This is a genomic window from Kocuria sabuli, from assembly GCF_040981185.1.
GTDB classification, from domain to species: Bacteria; Actinomycetota; Actinomycetes; order Actinomycetales; family Micrococcaceae; genus Kocuria; species Kocuria sabuli.
On sequence record NZ_JAVHZE010000005.1, the window covers coordinates 40,733 to 57,906 of the forward strand.

A 17,174-nucleotide genomic window follows, 5' to 3' on the forward strand; every position below is an offset into this window, starting at 1 on the left:
CCGGAGGCTAGCAGGCGCCCCGGCCGATCAGGAGCGGCCGAGGTCGGCCTTGCGGATCAACCCGTGCACGCCGACGGTGCGGTCCACCACCTGGGAGATCGCGAAGTCCGCGGCGGCCGAGAGGTAGGCGTAGGCCACGGCGCGCTCCATGCCCTTGTCGTGCTCGAGGAAGTCGAGGGCGTTGACCACGGCCCGGCGCATCGCCACGTCGAGGTCGGAGTTCTGCTCGCCGCCGCCCGCGCCGTCCGGGTCGGAGAGCCCGATGGGGATCCAGTGCTCGGCGGTCTCGGCGAACGGGTAGTGGTGGGCCACGGAGGGCGCGTCACCGTCCCCCGCGCGGCAGACGGTGAGCCGGAAGGTCCCGCGCAGCGACCCCTCCATCGCGGTGAGCGCCACCTCGCCGTCGCCCATGGCCATGTGCGGGTCGCCGACGTAGAACAGGGCGCCGTCGGCCCGCACGGGCAGGTAGAAGGTGGAGCCCACGCCCAGGTGGCGGATGTCGATGTTGCCGCCGCCGAGAGTGGGCGGGATCGAGTTCAGCAGGTCGTCCGTGGGCCCGGCCCCCTGCTGATGGGCGACGCCCATCATGCCCATGAACGGCCGCAGCGGGAACCGGACCCGTCCCCCGCCCATCACGCCGTGGCCCTTCTCGACCGGAGTGAAGACGGAGACGTTGCCGTAGGACTCCGGGTCGCCGGTGGGGCGGCCGTCCGCGCCGACCGGGGGCATGACCTCGTCGAGGGTGATCCCCGCCGCCGGCCCGCCCGCGGTCAGCGGCAGGGCCCCCTTGCCGTGGCGGCTGGAGACCACCCCGTACGGCACCCGCAGATCGGCGCGGAGGGTCTCGATCTTCAGGACGTCACCGGGCCGCGCCTCCTCCACGAAGACGGGTCCGGTGACCACGTGGGGGCCGTCCCGGTCGAAGTCGCGCTCGGTGCGGTCGTAGTCGCGGGCGATCTCGACCGCGTCGTCGAGGACCCGGGACCTGGGGACGCCCTGCCCCGCGAAGAACTCCACGGGGTCCCGGCCCTGGTCCTCGAGGATCCCCTCGTGGGAGACGGCGTCGATGGTGACCGTCTGCCCGGAGCGCATGCGCAGCGAGGGCTCCGCGTCCACGGACGGGACGTAGCCCCACAGGACGCTGTCCACCTCGGAGGGCAGGTAGTGGTCGCCGGGGATAGGGCCGCGTCCGGGCTGGAGGACCGTGCCGTGGAAACCGGGACGCCCGCCCTTCGAGGAGTGCTGCGCGCCGGCGGAGGCGGCTGACGCGGCGGCCGCGGCCGCCCCGGCGCCGGTGGTGGTGACGGCGCCGGCGGCGGCCACTCCGGCCGCGGCCCGGAAGAAGGTGCGCCGTCCGAGCCCCCGCTGGAGTTCGTCGGCGGCTCGTCGTGCGAGGTGCTCACGCATGGGTGTCTCCCGAGGTCAGATGTACGTTCATGGAACGACTACGACCCTAGGGAGACGGTGTTACCGATTCGGCGCCCGCGTGTTTCCGCGCCGTGACGGCGCCGGCGGGACCGCGGTGCGGACCGGGCGCAGAGGAGGTGGACAGGTCACCGGGCGCCCCGGCCGTGGAGCTTCCGCCGGCGGCAGACAGTCCGACCTCGTTGTCGGAACCGCGCACGGACGCCCGCGTGACCTGCGGAACCCACAGTAGGGGCAGCGGGGCCCCGGCATCGCCCGGATGCGAAATATGACGCTTGCAGGTGCACACGCGGTGGGGCGACCGCGCGCTGCCGCGGTTCAGCGGAAGTCGGCCTTGCGGATCCGCCCGTGCGCGCCGACCGTACCGTCCCCGAGACGGGTGACGGCGAACTCGGCGGTGGCCGAGAGGTAGGCGTGGGCGATCGGGCGGTCCATGCCGCGGTCCTGCTCCAGGAACTCGACGCCGGCGCTCACCGCCCGGTGCATGGCGGCGGTCATGCAGAAGACCCGCTCGTCGTCGGCCTCCGCAGGTCCCGAGGGCTCCTCGGGCCCCGCGGTGGCGGAGTGCCCGACGACGATCCAGTGCTCGTCGGTCTCGGCGAACGGGTGCCGGTGCGCCACGGACGGCAGGTCCCGCGCGCCGGACGGGCACACGGTGAGCCGGAACGAGCCGACCCGGGACTGCCCGTCCGTGCCCAGGGCGCGGCAGAGCTCGAGGGGGCAGAAGACGGTGCCCTGCGTGCGGACCGGCAGGTACGCGGTGCAGCCGGGTCCGAGCGGTGCGCTCCCGTCCGCCGGACCCAGCACCTGGACCCGGAGCACGTCCCCGGGCCGGGCGGCGGCGAGGAACGCCCGGCCCGTCACAAGGTGCGGACCGGTGCCCTCGAGAGGTGGGACGCTGTCGGGCCGCTCCTCCCGTTCGCCCGGGCACGCCCCGGTGGCCGACGGCGCGTCGAGGACGGCCGCGCCGGGCTGCGGGCGCCGGAATCCCGGGACCCCCGCACCGGAGGACGGATGGGCGGCGCGCGCGGCGGCGGCGCGTGCCCGGGCCTGCTCCTCGGCGTCGGGAGATGTCACCGCGGTGCCGCCCACCACCCGGAGAACCGGTCGCCGCCCGTGCGGCGGCGAAGGCGCGGGTCCTGGTCCGGCGTGCTCGGTCATGGGTGCTCCTCGGGGGCGGGGCGAGCGGTACTGCACCGACTGTAGGGAAGCCGTGTTACTGCACCGGGCACACAACGTTTCGGGAACGTGACGGTGCCCATAACGAGATGAAGCATGCCACGGGCCTCGGCACAAGCCCCATAAATGACAATTGCGACGAAGGTGCTTCCATGACGCGAGGAGTGGGAATGCACCGGCATTCCCACTCCTCGACACCCAGCAGTGAGGGCGTTCGGACCCTGGACCGGGATCAGCGGCCGGCGCCGAGCCCGGCGCGGGGTCCTACTGGCCCTGGTCGCCGATGGTGATGGCGATCTTGCCCCGCACGTGTCCCTCGATGCTGCTGCGGAAGGCGTCGGCCGCACGCTCCAGCGGGAAGGTCTCGGCGAGGACGGGCGTCACGCTCCCGGCTTCCACGAGCTCGGTGAGCGCCAGCAGGTCGGCAGGGTTCGGGCGGACGAAGATGTAGCGGCCACCCTTGTCCTTCACCTCGGCGTCGGCCACGGAGGCGACCCGCTCGGGGGTCTTCAGGTGCTCGAGGGACGCCACCCAGTCGTCGCCTCCGACGAAGTCGACGACGGCATCGAGGCCCTCGGGCGCCGCCTCGGCGATGCGCTCGGCGAGCCCCTCGCCGTAGGTCAGCGGTTCGGCGCCCAGTGAGCGCAGGAAGTCGTGGTTCTTCTCGGACGCGGTGGCCAGCACGCGGGCTCCCCACGCCGTGGCGATCTGGATGGCGTAGGTGCCCACGCCGCCGGCTCCGTTGTGCACGAGGACGGTCTCGCCCTCGGCCACCCCGACCGCCTCCAGCGACTGGTAGGCCGTGAGTCCCACGAGCGGGATGGTGGCCGCTTCGGCCCAGGACACGTTGCGCGGTTTCCGGGCGAGAGCCCGCACCGGAGCGGCGACCCGCTCGGCGAAGGTGCCCAGCCCCACGGTGTCCATGCGGGCGTAGCCGATCACCTCGTCACCGGCCTGGAACTCGGTCACCGACGGACCGGGCTGCACGACGATGCCGGCCACGTCCCACCCCGGAATGACCGGGAAGTAGGTGGGCAGGACAGCGTCGAGGTAGCCGGCGGTGATCTTCCAGTCGACCGGGTTGACCGACGATGCCCGCACGTCGACGAGCACGGCGTCCGGCCCCACCTTCGGGTCGGGCTGTTCGCCGTACTGGAGAACGTCGGGATCACCGTATTTTTCGTAGAAAACTGCCTTCATCGTGCTCCTTCTCAGGATCATCTGCCCCGGAAGCCGGGGCCGGTCATCTTCCAGTGACGGCAACCGGCACTTCTCGGTGCCTATTCCGCACGAGAGCGTGTCGCTGCAGTCAGGACGCTTGCCGTCGGCACCTGCCGGCCGGGGCGGACCGACGAAGATCACACTCCGCGGGCCTGGGAGACCGGGAAGAGCGCGCGTAGCATCGGGAGTTCCCCCATTCCTTCACGGGCTCGATGACGCGCTCGTCGCCCGATCCGCAGCCCTCCGGAAGGATCCTCCGTGTCCGCACCACGCACCGCCCTGCTCCAGGTGGTCAACGCCCCCGGTCCCGCCGGCACCCGCCTCGCCCTCTTCGCCCTGGCCATGGGCGGCTTCGGCGTGGGCACCACCGAGTTCGCCTCGATGGGCCTGCTGCCCTTCATCGCCGAGGACCTCGGCGCCTCGATCCCCGCCGTGGGCCAGTCCATCTCGCTCTACGCCCTGGGCGTGGTGGTCGGCGCGCCGCTGATCACGGCGCTCGCCGCCAAGGTGGAGCGCAAGACCCTGCTGCTCGCCCTGATGCTCACGTTCGTCGTGGGCAACGGGCTCTCGGCGGCCGCCCCCTCCCTCGACTGGCTGTTCGTGGCCCGGTTCCTCTCGGGCCTGCCCCACGGGGCCTACTTCGGGGTGGCCGCCGTCGTGGCCTCCTCTCTGGTGGCGCGCGACCGGCGGGGCACCGCGGTGGCCCGCGTGATGCTGGGGCTGACGGTCGCCAACATCGTGGGCGTGCCGTTCGCGGCGGCCCTCGGCGGAGCCCTCGGCTGGCGCTCCGCCTATCTCCTGGTGGTGCTCCTGGGCGCCCTGACCATCGCGGCGCTGGCCCTGTGGGTCCCGCGCACACGCAACGAGGGCATGGCCTCCCCGGCCCAGGAGATCCGCGCCCTGGCCCGCCCGCAGGTGGCCCTGACCCTGCTGGCCGGCTCCGTGGGCTTCGGCGGGATGTTCGCGGTCTACACCTACATCTCCCCCACCCTCACCGAGCTCTCCGGGCTGGACATCGCCACCGTGCCGTGGGTGCTCGCCGTGTTCGGCGTGGGCATGACCGTGGGCTCGCTGCTGGCCGGCCCGCTCGTGGACCGCTCGATCGAGAGGACCGCGCTGGGCGCCGGCGCCGTCTCGGGGCTGGCCCTGACCTTCTTCGCGCTGTTCGTCCACCTCCCGGCGGCGGCGGTGATCGGCGTGCTGTGGATCGGGATCATGGGCTCGATCTTCACGACCTCCCTGCAGGTGCGCCTGCTGCGCGAGGCCAAGGACGCCCCCTCCCTGACCGCCGCCATGAACCACGCGGCGTTCAACCTGGCCAACGCCATGGGCGCCTTCCTGGGCGGAGCCGTCATCTCCGCCGGATGGGGCTACCGCTCCCCCGCCTGGGTGGGCGTGGGCCTGGCGATGGCCGGTCTGCTGATCCTGGGCCACGCGGTCCGGCGGCGCCGGCAGGAGTCCCTCACCGCGGGCTGAGCCCGCGGTCCGCATTTCCCACCAGGACGCCCGTGCCCTCCGTTCCCGGAGCGCACGGGCGTTCTGCTGTGCCCCGCCCGACCTCGACGGAGCGCAACGGCCCCGAGCGCCGCACGTCCGGACCGGGCCGGGGGGTGAACGGGCTCAGGACAGCATGGCCACGACCGTGCGTGCCTGGTGCCGCAGGGCCTCTGCCGCCGCGGGATCCAGCGCGTCCGGCCTTCCCGGGGCGTCCAGGTGCCGCCGGAACCGCTCAAGGGCGTCGACGGCCTGGGCCGTCCGGTCCGCATCGAGGTGGTGCCGGGCCGTGCCGAGGGCGTTGGTGAGCTGCTTCGCGGTGGGACCGGTCACCGTGCCGTCCGCGATGGAGTCCTGCAGCGCGCGGTCCAGGGCCGGCAGGGCACCGGGCGCCCGGTAGTGCGGCACCGGCACCTCGGCCCAGTCGACGTCCGAGGCGAGGTAGAAGCCCGGATAGGAGGGCTGGTTGTACGTCGTCTGCTGACGGGCGACCTCGGCCCGGTACTGCGGGTCGTGCATGAGCGTGTACATCTTGCGGTCGGTCACCTCGGTGCTGAGGTGGATGCGGATCGCCGAGCTGTCGGCAGTGCGCACCAGCAGCTCCTCGCGCCAGTCGCCCAGCACGTCGGCCACGAGAGCGGGGTTGCCCTTGGTGCCGTTGTTCGAGCGGGTGCCCTCGGCGGTGAGGAGCCGCCCGTGCGTCCAGTCGTCGATCGTCACGTCCCGGTCCCCGGAGCCGTTGACGAGCTGGGTCGTCATGTCCGCGGCCCACCGGATGCTCTGGTTGGTGCCCGGGACCGTCCCGGAGAGGCGCTCGCCCGTCGCGCTGTGCACTCCGAGGGCGTCGGATCCACCGGGCATGCTGGCCCAGGACTCGATCCCGCGGGACTCCGGCAGGACGTCACCGATCATGCCGCGGCCGGTGTCCCGGCCGGAGTATGCCCCGAAGAGCACCTTTCCGTCCTCCGCCTGGCGCAGCACCATCCCGTAGGGCGCCGACGCGCCGCCCTCGTGGACGGTGAAGATCTCCAGGCCGGGGCGGTCGGGGTCGATGTCGGTGACGTGCATGGCGTCCCCGTGGCCGAGGACCGCCGGCTCGCCCGGCGCCGTGCTCCCTTCCGGCAGCAGGTCGGAGGAGCTGTAGAGCAGGGAGCCGTCGTGGTCGATCGTGGCCGAGCCGTAGACGATCTCGTGCTTGCCGTCGCCGTCGACGTCGGCGGCGCTGAGGGAGTGGAACCCCTGACCGGCGAGGGCGCCGAGTTCCGGGTCGGTGCCCGGGACACCGTGCGGGCTGGCGTCGAAGGGGTTGTCCATCGGTGTCCAGCCGCTGTCGGCGATCCAGCGCCGGCTCAGCTGCTTCCCGTCCCAGTCGTAGGCGGCGACCGCCGAGCGGGTGTAGTAGCCCCGGGCGAAGATCGCCGAGGGCCTGCTCCCGTCGAGGTAGGCGACCCCGGCGAGGAAGCGGTCGACCCGGTTGGCGGGCTCGATGCGGGCCATGGCGTAGTCGCCCCACATGAGCCCGTCGTCGGAGCGGCCGGGTTCGTAGTGGACGGTCTGCAGCTCGCGGCCCGTGGCACCGTCGAAGACGGTGAGGTACTCCGGGCCGGTGAGGACGAACCCCTCGAAGCTGCGCAGATCGTTGCGGGCACTGCGCCCGGGGGCGTGGACGTCGATGAAGTGGTCGGCCAGCGCCTCGGCGTCGGCGCGGCCGAGGGGATAGTCGTAGCGCGGCTCGATGCCGAAGGCGTCCTCGAGGGTGGCGGGCCAGTTGCCGGCCACCACTTCGGGGTGCTCGTGCCAGCCGAGGAACATCTGCACGAGGTGCTCCTCGTAGTCGGCGGCGCTCATCCGGTGGTCGTCGTCGTGCGCGTGGCCGGCGGCGACGTCCTCGGCCGGCAGGGTGATGAACTGCTCGCCCACCGGCCGGCCGTCGTCGTAGGTCACGGTCCGGGTGCCGGGCGCGGTCTTGAACATCATCTCGGCCCGGCCGTCGCCGTCGAAGTCGTTGACGAGGAACTGGGTGTAGTGCGCGCCGGCGCGGATGTTGACCCCCAGGTCGATGCGGTGCAGGAGGGTGCCGTCGGCCTGGTAGGTGTCGATGTAGACGTTGCCCGTGTAGCCCTTCTGGGACACGTCCTTGGAGTTCGAAGGGTCCCACTTGACGACGTACTCGTACTCGCCGTCGCCGTCCACGTCGCCCACGCTCATGTCGTTGGCCGAGTACGTGTAGGACTCGCCCGCCGGAGTGATCCCGTCGGCGGGACGCTGCAGCGGGATCTCGCCGTGGGCCTCGCCCCACGGGCGCACCTCGGCGCTGACGTCGACCTCGACGCCGTCCACGACGGCGGCGACGCGGTATCCGGACTCCGCACCGCCCGAGGTGTCGAGGTGGTTCGTGCTGTCGGTGACGGTCGCGACCAGCTCGCCGTCCCGGTAGACCCGGAAGTCTGGGCCGGTCATGCCTTCGTCGGAGTGCCCGGTCACCTCGTGGCCGAGCAGCCGCCAGCTGAGGAAGATGCCCTCGGTGGTGGGGGCCGCGACCAGACCGCGGTCCAGGTACTCGAGCTGGAGCGACGGCGTGCCCGCCTCCGCGGGCGCCACCGGGGCACCACCGGCGGAGGCGGGGATCCCGACGAACAGCAGCGCGGCCACGGCTCCTCCGGCGATCAGGGGGCGCGGGTGGACTCTGACGGGGGGAATCAGCATGGCAGCCCTTCGTTGGGGACCCGGATCGGGTGCTGTCACCGGTGGGGGTGCCGCCGAGCGTAGCAGTGGTTCACATCACATGGAAAGCGTTTTCCTCCATTGTGTGCGAAAACCGAGGGTGTCCCACCGACCGGCAGCGGTGGTCGTGCCGCTACCGGTTTCCGCACCCGCCGGACGGAGCGGGCGGCGACTGCCGGATGTGCGTGCGGCGTGGGGCTCCGCTGTGGGCCACCACGGCACGACACAGCCTGCGCACAGCGTGCACAGGAGCTGTGCCTACCCTGGTCCTGCACAGTGGTGCTGTCACCGCCGTCCGCCCGGAACCGGGAGCCCTCCATGTCCAACGCCTCCAGCTTCACCGCCCTCACCGAGGTCCTGCCCCGCCTGACCCACCCGGACGGCTCCCCGATCCGGGTCCTGGTCGTCGACGACGAGCCGGCCCTGGCCGACCTCGTGGCCATGGGCGTGGGCATGTGCGGCTGGCAGGCGAGGATCTCCCACGAGGGCTACGACGCCGTCGCCCAGGCCCGCGACTTCGCCCCGGACGTGCTGGTGCTGGACCGGATGCTGCCGGGCCTCGACGGGATCGAGGTCCTGTCCCGGATCCGCCAGTCCTACCCCGAGGTCCCGGTGCTGTTCCTCACCGCCAAGGACACCGTCGCGGACCGGATCGAGGGCCTGGCCTCGGGCGGGGACGACTACGTGACCAAGCCCTTCTCGATCGAGGAGGTGCTCATCCGGCTGCACCGGCTGGTCCAGCGCTCCGGGGCCGCCGCCCAGGACAGCAACACGCTGGTGGTGGGCGATCTCGTGCTCAACATCGACAGCCGCGAGGTCACCCGGGCCGGGGAGGCGGTGGAGCTGACCACCACCCAGTTCGAGCTGCTGCGCTACCTGATGGAGAACCCGCGCCGGGTGCTGTCCAAGGCCCAGATCCTCGACGCGGTGTGGCACTACGACTTCTCGGGGCAGGCCAACATCGTGGAGCTCTACATCTCCTACCTGCGCAAGCGGATCGACGCCGGCCGGGCCCCGATGATCCACACCGTGCGCGGGGCCGGCTACGTCATCAAGCCCGCCCCCTGATGACGCACGGCCGCCCGACCGCACCGCGGCCCCGCCGCCGCCTGGCCACCCGGCTGATCGCCGGCGTCCTGACGATCCTGGCCCTGGTGCTCCTGGTGCTCGGCGCGACCATCGTCGAGCTGACCCGGCAGGACCTCGCCGAGCGGCTCGACGGGTCCCTGCGCCAGGCCACCGGGCGCGCCATCACCTTCACCCGGCCCGACGCGCCCCGGGACCGGGACCCGCTCGACGCGCCCGGACAGCCGGTGGGCATCCTGGTGGTGGCGATGCAGGACGGGGAGGTGACCTCGGCGGCCCACCGCGCCGAGTCCGGGGAGGCCCAGCCGCTGCCCGACGAGGACGTCGAGGCCCTGCGCGCGGCGGGTGCCTTCGAGGCCGAGACCCCGGCCGAGCGCGGCTTCGGGGACCGGCGCCGCTCCGTGGGCACGGAGCAGGGGCGGCTGACCGACGTGGAGCTGTCGGTGGGCGAGTACCGGGTGGAGTCGGTCGCCCTGCCCCGGGACGTCGAGCAGGTGCTCGTGGTCGGGCTGCCCACCGCGTCCCTGGACGAGACCGTCGGGGAGCTCGTGGCCACCATGTCCGTGGGCAGCCTCCTCGCGCTGCTGACCACGGCGGTGGCCGGCACCGTCGTCGTGCGCCGGTCGCTGCGGCCGCTGGAAGAGGTCTCGGCCGCGGCCGCCGGGGTGGCCGCGCTGCCGCTGGGCTCCGGGGAGGTCTCCCTGGCCGATCAGCACCTGCCCGCCGCCCTGGCCGAGCCGGGCACCGAGGTCGGGGAGGTCGGCCACGCCCTGAACCTGCTGCTGGGCAACGTCGACTCCGCCCTCACCGCCCGCCAGCGCTCCGAGACCCGGCTGCGCCAGTTCGTCGCCGACGCCTCCCACGAGCTGCGCACCCCCCTGGCCGCCGTGCGCGGCTACACCGACATGCTCCAGCTCACCGAACCCCTCACCGAGCACGGCCGGGCCTCCCTGGGACGGGTCGAGCAGCAGGCCCTGCGGATGAGCGCCCTGGTGGAGGACCTGTTGCTGCTGGCCCGCCTGGACGAGGGCCGGGCCCCTCAGATGCGCGAGGCCGACCTGGCCGAGCTGATGCTCGAGGCCCTCACCGACGCCTCCGCCGCCGGGCCCGACCACGTCTGGTCCCTGGACGTGCCCGCCGAACCGGTGCTCGTGCGCGCCGATCCCGCCCAGCTGGGCCAGGTGCTGGCCAACCTGCTCTCCAACGCCCGCAAGCACACCCCGCCCGGCACCGCGGTCACCGCCACGGTCAGCACCGCTGACGGGTGGGCCCAGGCCGGTGTGGCCGACGAGGGCCCGGGCATCCCGGCGGGGTTCCAGGACCAGCTCTTCGAGCGCTTCTCCCGCCTGGACACCTCCCGGGCCTCCCGGGAGGGCAGCACCGGGCTGGGGCTGTCCATCGTGCGCTCCGTGGTCACCGCCCACGGCGGTGAGGTCGCCGTGGACTCCCGCCCGGGTCGCACCGTCTTCACGGTCCGTCTGCCCCGGCAGCACGGCTGAGCCGAGGGCGCCGGAACGGCGGTCCCCGGGGCGAGTGCCCCGGGGACCGCCGTTCCAGGGACTACGCCTCGCGGCGCCCGGCGCCCAGGACGAGCCCGCGTCCGGCGCCGGCCACCCACGCCACGCCCTGTTCCAGCGGGCCCCGTCCGTAGGCGCGCTGCCACGCCACCGCGAAGAGCGCGGCAACGCCCGCGTGGATGAGGAACCACAGCAGCGGCACCTCGTAGTGCAGCATGGCGGCCAGGGCCAGCAGGTGCGCCGTGTAGAGGGTCAGCGTCATGGAGCCCATGGCGCCCAGCGGCAGCAGCCAGGCCCCGGCCTTCCGTGCGACCAGCAGGAACGCGCCCAGCACGGCCGCGCCGGAGCCGAGGTCGTACAGGATCGCCACCGGGGTGTTGGTGTGCGGGCCGGGGATCAGCAGCCACCACCACGTCGTCGTGGGCAGGACGGGGTCCGGGCCCCAGATGATGATCTCGTCGATCTGCTCCTCGCCCAGCCAGGGGGTGGAGCTCATCAGGTGGTCGTAGCCGCCGGACTGCAGGACCAGCACCCAGTAGACCAGCCAGGCCCCCACGGCCAGGACGAGACCGGCGCCGAGCAGCCGGCCCTGGACGTGCAGCGACCGCAGGTTGAGCCGGCCGATGCCCATCCCCGCGAGCAGGTAGGCCAGGTACGGGAGCGCGGGATAGGTGCCGGTGAGCAGCACCTGGGAGAGCACGGTCCCGGGGTCGGAGAGCACGTCGGTCACGGTGGGGTTGTAGACCTCCAGCGCGGGCAGCACGTCCCGCAGCGCCTGCATCAGCACGGGGCCGGCCACGGCGGCCACCCCGGCGAGGACGAACAGGGTCCGTGCGGGCAGGTGCAGGAAGGGCACGGCCAGGAGGAAGAACATCCCGTAGTAGAGCAGGATGTCGTAGGCGGGCGGGTCCTCCGGCATGACCTGGTTGACGAGCAGGCCCAGCACGGTGATCAGCACGGCCCGGACGAGCAGCCCCGCCCGGTCGCCGGTCATGGTCCGGCCCCGGTGGGGCGTGCGCCCGCCGGAGGAGAACGCCAGGCCGACCCCGGCGAGCAGCGCGAACAGGGCCGCGGCGCGCCCGGCGAACAGCTGCCACTGGAGGGTGGGCTCGTAGGTCTCGGGGTTCCAGGCGGGCAGGATGTGGATCGACATCATCCCGAGCAGGGCGAGCCCCCGCGCGGCGTCGACGCCCACGAGCCGTGGCTTCCGGATCAGGGGCAGCCCCGGGGCCTCTGCGGACGGCGGTGCCCCGGCGGCGGGGTGGTGGACGTTGACCATGCTGGCGCGCTCTTCCTGTCGGACGTGCCGACAGGTCCCGCCCGCCGGCCCGGGCCCTCGGGCCCTCTCGTCCCCCATCCGACCAGGCACGATTGTGCCGCCGTTGTGGCGATCCTGTGCCGGGGCTGTAGAAGCCGCCGCGCGAGAGCTCCCGCCCTCCAGGGGTGGAGGTCAGCGCCGCAGGGACTTTTCCAGCCCGCTGACCAGCAGCACCGCGCACGTGGACCAGATGGCGCCGGCCGGGCCCAGCGGCGCCGCGACCAGCCCGGCCAGCAGGGGCATGGCCACCTGCCCCACGCGGTTGCCGACGAGCCGCACGGCCAGCGCCGAGCCCCGCCACGTCGAGGGCACCGCGGTGGACACCAGCGTCATGGTGAGCGGCTGGCCCAGGCCCAGGCAGAACCCGCCCACGAACAGGAACAGCGCCGCCAGCCACGGCACGGTGATCAGCAGGGGCGGCGCCGCCAGGGTCACGCCCGCGCCGTAGAGGCTCACCAGCAGCAGGGCCCTGCGGGACATGCGGCGGGCGAGCCACGGCAGCAGGACGCGGGAGAGGATCGACGCGCCGCCGCGCACGGCCAGCAGCACGCCGATCCACGCCGGGGAGACCCCGGCCCGCTCGCCCACCAGCGGCAGGAACGCGGTGAGGATGTCGAGCATCGCCAGCAGCGAGAGCGAGGCCAGCATGTGGGACGGGATCCCCGGGACCCGCAGGATCCGGAGCATCGAGGCGCGCGGCACCGGGTCCTGGACCACCTCCAGCTCACCGGTGACGGGAGCGGGCACGGCGTCGTCGGCCCGGGTGCGTCCGCGCTCCGCACCGGTCGCGCGCAGGCGCAGGAGCATCAGCGGCACCACGAGCAGGGACAGCCCCGCTCCGAGCCACAGCGACAGGGTGATGTCGGCGACCCGTTCGGGGGAGTCGACGTCGTTGCCCGAGCCCAGCAGCAGGCCCGCCAGCAGCGGGCCCAGCAGCTGCCCGGCGGAGAACGCGGCGGTGAACCAGCCGAAGCCCTTGTCGAGCTGGTCCTCCGGGGAGAACCGGGCGACCGCGGACTGGCCCGCGATGGTGAACAGCAGGTGGCCCATGCCGAGCAGGGCGCTCGCCGTGGCGACCAGCGCCACGGTGGGTGCGACGGCCAGCCCCCCGGCCCCGAGGGCCAGGACCAGGGCGCCGGCGATCACCATGGTCCGCAGGTCCCGCACCCGGTCGGTCATCCGCCCCAGCCACATCGCGGTGGCCAGGGGCAGGACCGCGTAGGCGGCCGTGACCAGGCCGATCGTCACGGAGTCGGCCTCCAGGGAGAGCAGCTTGTAGGTGGTGACGGGCCGGACCAGGTTCAGCGCGGTCTGCGTGAGCAGCGCGCCGGCCACGAGGAACCACAGCCACGCCCCGGAGCGTGGCCCCGAGGACGCCGGCATGCCTCAGGCGCGCCGGGGCTTGACCGCGATCACCGGGGCGTTGGCCTCGAGCAGGACCTGCTGGGCCGCGCTGCCGAGCAGCAGCTTCCCGACGGGGCTGCGGTGCTTCACGCCGATCACCACGGCGGAGGCGTCCACCTGCTCGGCGGCGTCGAGCAGCTCGCCCACGGCGTCCCGGTTGCGGGCGTCGGGGGTGCGGAAGGTGACGGGCACGCCGTCGAGCTCGCTGCCCTCGGGGTCGAGCTGGGTGCCCTCGAGGTTGAAGACCAGCAGGTCCTCCTGGCGGCGCCGGGCCTCCTCGAGCGAGGCCGCGAGCGCGGCCTCGCCCTCGGGGGTGCTGGTACGGGCGACGACGACGGTCATGGGGGCCTCCGGGGCGGGTGTGAGGGTCGGACGAACAGAGCGAGGTCCACCCTACGGCCGAACCTGTGACGTGCGTCTCTCACGGCGTGAGCAGAATGCGCAGAACCTGCACAACGATCAGTACGCACGAAAAGGCCATCAAGGGCCGACACGTGACGGGGATCACTTAGGGTCGGGTGAGCGGCTCGCCCAGAGCCCAGTATTCCCCATCCTCGACATTCCCCGACCTCGACCAAGGACAGTTGATCCCGTGAGCTCACCACCAGATCAGGCCCGGTCCGGCACCCGCCGCAAGCACCCCGTCGCCATGGCCGTCTACGGCGTCGCCGCCGCCGCTGTGATCGGCGTGGCCTCGTTCTCGTCCATCCAGGCCGCGAGCGGAGGGTCTGACCTGCGCGCCAACATGACCCTGATCGCCCCGGCCGGTGCCGGCGGCGGATGGGACACCTTCGTGCGCGAGCAGCAGCAGGCCATGCGCACGAACAACATCGTCAACAACGCCCAGGTGGTCAACATCCCGGGAGCCGGTGGGACCATCGGCCTGGGCCAGCTCACCACCATGGAGGGCCAGGCGAGCACGATCATGTCCACGGGGACGGTCATGCTGGGCGGTGTCGCGCTGAACGACTCGCCGGTGGGCCTCGACGACGTCCGGCCGATCGCCCGCATGGCGGAGGAGTACGACGCGCTCGTCGTGCCCGCCGACTCCCCGTACGACACGCTCGACGACCTGGTGGACGCCTGGAAGAAGGACCCGAAGGCGTTCCCGTTCACGGGCGGCTCGGCCGGGTCGATCGACCACCTCATCATCGCGGACCTGGCCCTCCAGGCCGGGATCGACCCCGCGGACATCACCTACATCCCGAAGACCTCCGGCGGCGAGGCGATCCAGACGGTCTCCTCCGGCACCGCCGTGGCGGCGACCTCCGGCTACACCGAGTTCGCCGACCAGGTCGAGGCCGGGCGCCTGAAGATCCTGGGGATCGCGGCGCCCGAGCCGCTCGAGGGCGTCGACGCCCCGACCTTCAAGGAGCAGGGCTACGACGTCGAGATCACGAACTGGCGAGGCATGGTGGCGCCTCCCGGCATCACCGACGAGGAGTACGCCGAGCTGCAGGCCATCATCGCCGAGACCGTGGAGACCCCGGAGTGGCGGGAGGCCCTCGAGCGCAACCAGTGGCAGGACGTCTACCTGACCGGCCCGGAGTTCGAGCAGTTCATCGAGGAAGACCGGGCCGAGATCGAGGCCCTCATCGAGGAGTTGGACCTGTGAGCACATCGACGACGACCCCCGGGATCGCAGGCCACGGCCAGGGCGATCCCCCCGGCGGCCCCGCCGCCGCACCGGCCGGACGGAAGTCCTGGTGGGACGGCCGCAGCGGGCTGGTCGTGCCGCTGCTGCTGACGGCCTTCAGCACCTACCTGCTGCTCGGCATCCTCACCATGGAGGTGCCCGAGGGCACCGACTTCCCGGGCCCGAAGTTCTTCCCCGGCATCCTCATGGTGGCCGGCTACGCCCTGGCCGTCCTGCTCGTGCTCCACTACCTGCGCTCCCCCGAGCATCCCGAGGAGCTCTCGGAGCGCACGTACCGGACGCACTCGGACTGGTCCGCGGTCATCTGGTCCGTGGCCGGGTTCCTGGTCTTCGCCCTGACCATCGAGGTCCTGGGCTGGATCCTCGCCGCCGCCCTGCTGTTCTGGGCCGTGGCCCGCGGCTTCGGCAGCCGCCGTGCCCTGTTCGACATCTCGCTCGCCCTGGTCCTGTCCAGCGCGATCTACCTGGCATTCTCCGCCGGCCTGGGTTTGAACCTCCCGTCCGGCATCCTGGGAGGCGGTTTCTGACATGGAGACACTCGAACTGCTCGCCGGCGGCTTCGCCGGCGCGCTGACCCCCATGAACCTGCTGTGGGTCCTCATCGGCTGCCTCCTGGGCACCGCCGTGGGCGTGCTCCCGGGCCTGGGCTCCTCCATGGCCGTGGCCCTGCTGCTGCCCATGACCTTCGCCCTGGACCCCACGGCCGCCTTCATCATGTTCGCCGGTGTGTACTTCGGCGGCATGTTCGGCGACTCGACCATGGCCATCCTGATGAACACCCCGGGACAGGCCTCCGCGATCGCCTCCACCTTCGAGGGCCACAAGATGGCCAAGGACGGCCGGGCCCCGCAGGCGCTGGCCACCGCGGCGATCGGCGCCTTCATCGGCGGCATGATCGCGGCCTGCGTCGTCGTCTTCCTCGCCCCGGCGCTGGCGGACTTCTCCGCGAACTTCGGCCCGGCCGAGTTCTTCGCCCTCGCCGTCTTCGCCTTCATCGCCACCTCCTCGGTGGTCTCCGACTCGGCGGTCAAGGGCCTGGCGGCCCTGGTCCTGGGCCTGGGCTTCGCCACCGTGGGCATCGACTCGATCTCCGGCACCGAGCGCTTCAGCTTCGGGGTCCCGCAGATGTTCGACGGCATCTCCCTGGTCACCGTCACCGTGGCCATCCTGGCCCTGGGCGAGGTGTTCTTCGTCGCCTCCCGGATCCGCCGCGACCCCGCCGCCATGCAGATCTCCGCCGCGGGACGCCCGTTCCTGTCCCGCGCCGAGCTCAAGGAGGCCGCTCCGGCCTGGGCCCGCGGCACCGCGATCGGCCTGCCCTTCGGCGTCATCCCCGCCGGCGGCGCCGAGATCCCCACGTTCATCTCCTACGACGTGGAGCGGCGCATCGACCGCCGCCGGAAGAACCCGACCTTCGGCAAGGGCGCGATCCGCGGCCTGGCCGCTCCCGAGGCCGCCGGCAACGCCACCACCGGCACCGCGATGGGCGCGCTGCTGGCCCTGGGCCTGCCGGTCTCCGCCACCGCGGCGATCATGCTCGCCGCCTTCCAGCAGTACGGCCTTCAGCCGGGCCCGCTGCTGTTCGACCGCGCCCCCGAGCTCGTCTGGGCGCTGCTGGCCAGCTTCTTCATCGCGATGGTCGTGCTGCTGATCATCAACCTGCCCTTCGCCCAGCTGTGGGCGAAGCTGCTGCTGATCCCCAAGCCCTACCTCTACGCCGGGATCACGGTGTTCTGCGGGCTCGGCGTCTACGCGACCTCCGGGGCGGTCTTCGACCTGCTGCTGCTGCTGGGTATCGCGCTGATCGGTTTCGTGATGCGCCGCCACGGCGTGCCCCTGGCCCCGCTGATGATCGGCATGGTGCTGGGCCCGCTGGCCGAGACCAGCATGCGCGACGCCCTGCTGTCCTCCAACGGCGACTACTCGGTGTTCGTGTCCGGCCCCATCCCGCTGGTGCTCTACGGCCTGCTGTTCATCGTGCTGGCGCTCACGGTGCGGTCCAAGATCGTGAACCGGTCCCGCCGGGACGTGTAGCCCCACCACCCCTGCACCAGAGTGCCGCCCCGCCCCGGGATCCCCGGGGCGGGGCGGCACTCGTCGTGGCGGCCCGGACGTCACCGGGCCGGCAGCGGTCCTCCTCGGCGTGCCG

The 17,174-nt window shown here is 72.7% G+C and carries 13 protein-coding genes; 6 read left to right on the forward strand and 7 right to left on the reverse strand.

The annotated features are described in order from the left end of the window. Nucleotides 1–27: 27 nt before the first annotated feature. The 3 genes from RE027_RS07035 to RE027_RS07045 all read right to left on the reverse strand — a co-directional run bounded on the left by RE027_RS07035 (nt 28) and on the right by RE027_RS07045 (nt 3,804). The gene (locus RE027_RS07035; RefSeq protein WP_368807543.1) at nt 28–1,407 is read right to left on the reverse strand and encodes an acetamidase/formamidase family protein; all 1,380 of its coding nucleotides are present in this window, start codon (nt 1,405–1,407) and stop codon (nt 28–30) included. 336 nt (nt 1,408–1,743) lie between these two features. Then, nucleotides 1,744–2,586, reverse strand: a complete 843-nt coding sequence (locus tag RE027_RS07040) for an acetamidase/formamidase family protein (protein ID WP_368807544.1) — start codon at nt 2,584–2,586, stop codon at nt 1,744–1,746. 282 nt (nt 2,587–2,868) lie between these two features. Next, nucleotides 2,869–3,804 carry an NADP-dependent oxidoreductase gene (locus RE027_RS07045; RefSeq protein ID WP_368807545.1) on the reverse strand — a complete coding sequence of 312 codons (936 nt, stop codon included), beginning with the start codon at nt 3,802–3,804 and terminating at the stop codon, nt 2,869–2,871. 279 nt (nt 3,805–4,083) lie between these two features. Between RE027_RS07045 and RE027_RS07050 the strand changes: the two genes are divergently transcribed. Continuing rightward, a complete protein-coding gene (locus RE027_RS07050; protein ID WP_368807546.1) occupies nt 4,084–5,301 on the forward strand; it encodes an MFS transporter in 1,218 nt (405 codons plus the stop codon). A 144-nt stretch (nt 5,302–5,445) separates the two neighbouring features. Here the strand turns inward: RE027_RS07050 and RE027_RS07055 are convergent, their stop codons facing one another. Then, complete coding sequence (locus RE027_RS07055) at nt 5,446–8,025, reverse strand: rhamnogalacturonan lyase (protein WP_368807547.1); 2,580 nt, start codon at nt 8,023–8,025, stop codon at nt 5,446–5,448. A 336-nt stretch (nt 8,026–8,361) separates the two neighbouring features. Here RE027_RS07055 and RE027_RS07060 point away from each other — a divergent pair, with 336 nt between their 5' ends. Together RE027_RS07060 and RE027_RS07065 are read left to right on the forward strand one after the other, a co-directional pair. Then, nucleotides 8,362–9,111: a response regulator transcription factor gene (locus tag RE027_RS07060; RefSeq protein WP_368807548.1), complete on the forward strand. Its 750-nt coding sequence runs from the start codon at nt 8,362–8,364 to the stop codon at nt 9,109–9,111. Further along, nucleotides 9,111–10,628, forward strand: coding sequence for a sensor histidine kinase (locus RE027_RS07065; protein WP_368807549.1), 1,518 nt, complete (start codon nt 9,111–9,113; stop codon nt 10,626–10,628). The genes RE027_RS07060 and RE027_RS07065 overlap by 1 nt, the downstream gene beginning before the upstream one ends. A gap of 61 nt (nt 10,629–10,689) precedes the next feature. Here RE027_RS07065 and RE027_RS07070 read toward each other — a convergent pair whose 3' ends face one another. The 3 genes from RE027_RS07070 to RE027_RS07080 all read right to left on the reverse strand — a co-directional run bounded on the left by RE027_RS07070 (nt 10,690) and on the right by RE027_RS07080 (nt 13,710). Further along, nucleotides 10,690–11,925, reverse strand: coding sequence for a heparan-alpha-glucosaminide N-acetyltransferase domain-containing protein (locus RE027_RS07070; protein WP_368807550.1), 1,236 nt, complete (start codon nt 11,923–11,925; stop codon nt 10,690–10,692). Nucleotides 11,926–12,096: 171 nt separating this feature from the next. Next, nucleotides 12,097–13,347 (reverse strand): MFS transporter, encoded by a 1,251-nt coding sequence (locus tag RE027_RS07075; RefSeq protein WP_368807551.1) that lies wholly within the window; start codon nt 13,345–13,347, stop codon nt 12,097–12,099. A gap of 3 nt (nt 13,348–13,350) precedes the next feature. After that, the gene (locus RE027_RS07080; protein ID WP_368807552.1) at nt 13,351–13,710 is read right to left on the reverse strand and encodes a universal stress protein; all 360 of its coding nucleotides are present in this window, start codon (nt 13,708–13,710) and stop codon (nt 13,351–13,353) included. Between the two features lie 250 nt (nt 13,711–13,960). Here RE027_RS07080 and RE027_RS07085 point away from each other — a divergent pair, with 250 nt between their 5' ends. The 3 genes from RE027_RS07085 to RE027_RS07095 are packed head-to-tail and all read left to right on the forward strand — an operon-like array spanning nt 13,961 to nt 17,059. Continuing rightward, nucleotides 13,961–14,983 carry a tripartite tricarboxylate transporter substrate binding protein gene (locus RE027_RS07085; protein WP_368807553.1) on the forward strand — a complete coding sequence of 341 codons (1,023 nt, stop codon included), beginning with the start codon at nt 13,961–13,963 and terminating at the stop codon, nt 14,981–14,983. After that, nucleotides 14,980–15,552, forward strand: a complete 573-nt coding sequence (locus RE027_RS07090) for a tripartite tricarboxylate transporter TctB family protein (protein WP_368807554.1) — start codon at nt 14,980–14,982, stop codon at nt 15,550–15,552. The genes RE027_RS07085 and RE027_RS07090 overlap by 4 nt, the downstream gene beginning before the upstream one ends. Nucleotide 15,553: 1 nt before the next feature. Beyond that, nucleotides 15,554–17,059 (forward strand): tripartite tricarboxylate transporter permease, encoded by a 1,506-nt coding sequence (locus RE027_RS07095; RefSeq protein ID WP_368807555.1) that lies wholly within the window; start codon nt 15,554–15,556, stop codon nt 17,057–17,059. Nucleotides 17,060–17,174: the final 115 nt, after the last annotated feature.

What these genes read in the sequence shown, in the direction of transcription:
- RE027_RS07095 (WP_368807555.1), top strand. Translation starts at nt 15,554, where the DNA reads ATGGAGACACTCGAACTGCTCGCCGGCGGCTTCGCCGGCGCGCTGACC.
- RE027_RS07060 (WP_368807548.1), top strand. Translation starts at nt 8,362, where the DNA reads ATGTCCAACGCCTCCAGCTTCACCGCCCTCACCGAGGTCCTGCCCCGC.
- RE027_RS07045 (WP_368807545.1), bottom strand. Translation starts at nt 3,804, where the DNA reads ATGAAGGCAGTTTTCTACGAAAAATACGGTGATCCCGACGTTCTCCAG.
- RE027_RS07055 (WP_368807547.1), bottom strand. Translation starts at nt 8,025, where the DNA reads ATGCTGATTCCCCCCGTCAGAGTCCACCCGCGCCCCCTGATCGCCGGA.
- RE027_RS07070 (WP_368807550.1), bottom strand. Translation starts at nt 11,925, where the DNA reads ATGGTCAACGTCCACCACCCCGCCGCCGGGGCACCGCCGTCCGCAGAG.
- RE027_RS07035 (WP_368807543.1), bottom strand. Translation starts at nt 1,407, where the DNA reads ATGCGTGAGCACCTCGCACGACGAGCCGCCGACGAACTCCAGCGGGGG.
- RE027_RS07075 (WP_368807551.1), bottom strand. Translation starts at nt 13,347, where the DNA reads ATGCCGGCGTCCTCGGGGCCACGCTCCGGGGCGTGGCTGTGGTTCCTC.
- RE027_RS07065 (WP_368807549.1), top strand. Translation starts at nt 9,111, where the DNA reads ATGACGCACGGCCGCCCGACCGCACCGCGGCCCCGCCGCCGCCTGGCC.
- RE027_RS07080 (WP_368807552.1), bottom strand. Translation starts at nt 13,710, where the DNA reads ATGACCGTCGTCGTCGCCCGTACCAGCACCCCCGAGGGCGAGGCCGCG.
- RE027_RS07040 (WP_368807544.1), bottom strand. Translation starts at nt 2,586, where the DNA reads ATGACCGAGCACGCCGGACCAGGACCCGCGCCTTCGCCGCCGCACGGG.